The organism is Barnesiella sp. CU968 (assembly GCF_905219685.1).
In the GTDB taxonomy this organism is placed as follows: domain Bacteria; phylum Bacteroidota; class Bacteroidia; order Bacteroidales; family Muribaculaceae; genus Lepagella; species Lepagella muris_A.
The window spans coordinates 1-3,922 of record NZ_CAJMXD010000285.1 but is presented as its reverse complement, the minus strand read 5'-3'; the positions used below and the strand labels follow the sequence as shown (position 1 = coordinate 3,922).

The 3,922-nt window shown below is 48.9% G+C and carries 3 protein-coding genes; all 3 read right to left on the bottom strand.

What is annotated here, in order from left to right; genetic code table 11:
* On the bottom strand, positions 1-691 hold a 691-nt coding region (locus JX312_RS10295), incomplete at its 3' end, for a class I tRNA ligase family protein (RefSeq protein WP_204457932.1).
* A gap of 649 nt (positions 692-1,340) precedes the next feature.
* A complete protein-coding gene (locus JX312_RS10290; RefSeq protein WP_204457931.1) occupies positions 1,341-2,855 on the bottom strand; it encodes a lipopolysaccharide biosynthesis protein in 1,515 nt (504 codons plus the stop codon).
* A 57-nt stretch (positions 2,856-2,912) separates the two neighbouring features.
* On the bottom strand, positions 2,913-3,914 hold the full coding sequence (gene ruvB, locus JX312_RS10285; RefSeq protein WP_204457933.1) for a Holliday junction branch migration DNA helicase RuvB: 1,002 nt from the start codon (positions 3,912-3,914) through the stop codon (positions 2,913-2,915).
* Positions 3,915-3,922: the final 8 nt, after the last annotated feature.

Genomic DNA, 3,922 nt, shown 5'->3' with positions numbered 1-3,922 from the left:
GCCCTTCGCTCACCTCGTCATTGGCAAGCACCGTGCCCAGTTCCGGACACCAGTTCACCATTGTTTCACCTTGGTATGCAATGCGGTAGTTCATCAATCTCTCCCGCTGCTGTTTTTCAGAAAGTGCGTTCCATTCATCTGCAGTGAATGTGATTTCTTTTGTTGCTGCAGGGTTGATACCCTTGCTGCCGTGAACAGCGAAATGCTCAATAAGTTTGGTAATAGGCTGAGCCTTATGCATGTCAAGGTCGTAATAAGAGTTGAACATTTGCATGAATGCCCATTGAGTCCATTTGTAATATTCAGGATCGCATGTGCGGATTTCTCGGCTCCAGTCGAACGAGAAACCTATCTTGTCGAGCTGGGCACGATAACGTGCGATGTTTTCCGATGTGGTTTTTTCCGGATGTTGACCTGTCTGTATGGCATATTGCTCGGCGGGAAGACCGTATGCGTCATAGCCCATGGGATGAAGCACGTTGAAGCCCTGCTGGCGTTTGAAGCGTGCGTAGATGTCACTTGCTATATATCCCAGCGGGTGACCGACGTGAAGTCCGGCTCCGGAGGGGTAGGGGAACATGTCAAGGACATAGAATTTTTTCTTGTCAGGGTTCTCGACAGTTTTGTAGGTCTGGTTCTCTCGCCAGTAGTTCTGCCATCGGCTTTCAATTTCCTTATGATTGTATTCCATAACTGGTTGTTTGAATTTCTATTTTCTGTAAATTGCAAAATTAATAAAAAAAAAGGAGATATTATGACATTGTTTTGTTGTTGGCTTTAAATTGATTAGTTTTGCCGACCGAATCCGGCTCCGTGCATAGAAAGCCGAGCGCGAAGAGCATCTCCCTTGTGTCCGCTCTTGCAATCCGGTGCGACACTGCGGAGCCGACACAAAAATGACGCTTTTTCTCAAAAGCGTCATCCTCCTTATAACCAAAATATTTATTATCTTCAAACGACCGATGCATAAATCCATTCAGAAGGTTACTCATCGCGGATTCAAGCCTCCGTGTGAAGCCGGCAACCGGTCCTCACGAAAGGATTGCCTGTCTCTAAAGCAATTCTTCTATAGTTTCTCAACTTTTGGATTGATGCAATTGCTCTTTTAAGCAGTTATCGATTTATTCTATGTAATCGTTTGCAAAAATAGTGCAATTTTTTTGAATAATTTAATTTTTGCGAGAGATTTAAGTGTTATTAAATGTTAATATTCTTTGTGATTGCACAGTTTTTAGCATATTTTGCCCGTTTTTGGTGTGATTTTAACCATTATATGTTTTGATTTGGCATATAATGAATCGGGCAGCCGATTGTGCGGAAAGGTGCGGATATGTGCAGATTTATTGCCTTTTTGCGCGGCGAATGCCGGGCAGCGGTATGCGCTCGGCAATGATAACCGTCCCGATATAAATGCACAGGAAGATGACGCGTACAGCGTAAAGCAGCCAGACGGGGAAGAGGGTGTCGATATACATTCCGGCATAATACAGCGCACCTGCAAACAGGATGTAGAGTCCCATTCTTCCGAGCTGGTATGGCAGAGGATAATATTTGCGTCCGAGAAAATAAGACACTGTCATCACAGTGAAATAGCTGATGAGCGCTGCCCATGCCGCTCCCATGTATCCGTTGGGAATGCCGATTGCCGGTACGAGCAGGAGGTTTAGTCCAAGCATGAGAACAAAGCATAGAAGCGAGAGGTACATTCCCCATTGCGTGCGGTCGGTCAGCTTATACCACATGGAGAGATTGAAGAAGATTCCGAAGCACAGCTCTGCAAGCATCATGACTGGAACAACCCTGAGTCCGGGCCAGTATGAGGGTGAGATGAAATGCTTGAGTATCGGGAGGAAGAACATTACTCCGAGGAATATGAAAAGACCGAAAATCAGGAAAAATTTCATGGCATCGCAGTAGGCGAGTCTGCGGCTTTCTCCATCATTTTTAGCCTGTGCGAATATGAAGGGTTCGTAGGCGTAACGGAATGCCTGGGTAAACATAACCATGACTATGGCGATCTTAATGTTTGCGCCATAGATGCCGACCATAGAGCGGGCGGCTTCCTCGCTTCCTTTGAAGATATAGGGAATAAGCATCTGCCCCATGTTCTGGCTCATTATTCCGGCGACTCCCAGAATGAGCAGCGGCCAGCTGTATGCCAGCATCTTGCGGAGGAGTCTGCCTTCGATGCCGAATCTGTTTTTGCGAATCTCAGGCAGCAGGCATGCCATGACAATAAGTGAGGAAATAAGGTTTGCCACGAATATCCAGCCTATTCCGAACGATTCTCCGCCGGCGGGTTCGTAAAACCAACTCACGAGTCCCGGAAAATGTTTCATCAGTGCCGGACAGCATAACAGAAAAAAGAGATTCAGAGCTATGTTCAGAGCTATGTTAAGCAGTTTTATACCGGCGAATCTTAAGGCTTTTTTCCGATAGCGGAGATAGGCGAAGGGTATATTGGAGAATGCATCTACAGCCACAGTCACGCCGAGCAGCCATACGTACAGGCTGTGGTGCGGAAGCAGTATAAGTTCGGACACAGGGCTGAGGAAGAGTGTGAGCAGGATGATGAAAAGCAGGGAAGTGGTTCCCACTGATGTCAGGGAGGTGGCGTAGACTTTATCCGGGTCAGGCTCCTTGTTGGCGAATCTGAAGAAGCCTGTCTCCATGCCGTAGTTCAGAATCACCAGCATCACAGCGGTGAAACTGTAGAGATAACTTACTATTCCGTATTCCTCGGTAGGGAAAAGATATACATAGAGAGGAACGAGACACCAGTTGAGGAATCTCCCTACGATGCTGCTGAGACCATATACGGCAGTCTCTTTGGCTAATGATTTGATACCGGCCATATTTTCAGGGGCTGTTGGGGTTAAACTTGGATGTGGGAATGCAGGGTGCCGTGCGAATCAGTCGAAGAGGGTGGACTGAAGCGGTCCCTGGGTTCTGCCGAGGTGGCGGTAGGCGAGTTCCGTGACTTCGCGTCCGCGCGGTGTGCGCTTGAGGAATCCCTCTTTGATAAGGAAGGGCTCGTATACTTCTTCTATGGTGCCGGCATCTTCTCCGATTGCTGTCGCTATTGTTGTCAGACCTACCGGTCCTCCTTTGAATTTGTCGATTATGGTCAGCAGGATACGGTTGTCGATTTCATCGAGTCCGTATCGGTCGATGTTGAGCGCTTCAAGCGCGTGGCGTGCGATCGGGAGGTCTATGCGGCCGGAGCCGCGAACCATCGCGAAGTCGCGCACACGACGCAGCAACGAGTTGGCTACACGCGGTGTGCCACGGCTGCGCAGTGCGATTTCAAGCGCGGCTTCATCGTCGATTCCGATTTTAAGAAGTCCGGCAGAGCGTTTCACAATCCCTTTGAGAATATTGTGGTCATAATATTCCAGATGACAGTTTATGCCGAATCGGGCACGTAGTGGAGCTGTGAGGCTCCCGCTGCGGGTTGTCGCTCCGATAAGGGTGAAGGGGGAGATTGTGAGCTGAACGCTTTTCGCGCCAGGACCCTTGTCAAGAAGAATGTCTATACGGAAATCCTCCATGGCGGAATAGAGATATTCTTCCACAACGGGATGAAGACGGTGGATCTCGTCTATAAAAAGGACATCGTGGTCTTCGAGGCTCATGAGAATTCCGGCAAGGTCTCCGGGCTTGTCAAGCACGGGTCCTGATGTGACTTTGAAACCCACGCCGAGTTCGTTTGCCACTATGTTTGACAATGTTGTCTTCCCGAGTCCCGGAGGACCGTGGAGCAGGGTGTGGTCAAGAGCCTCTCCGCGCATGCGTGCCGCCTCTACAAACACGCGTAGATTGTCGATGATTTTCTCTTGTCCGCTGAAGTCGTCGAAGGCAAGCGGACGCAATGCCTTTTCTATGTCCCGGTCGTTGCCATCGGGGCGGTTGATGCGTTCTC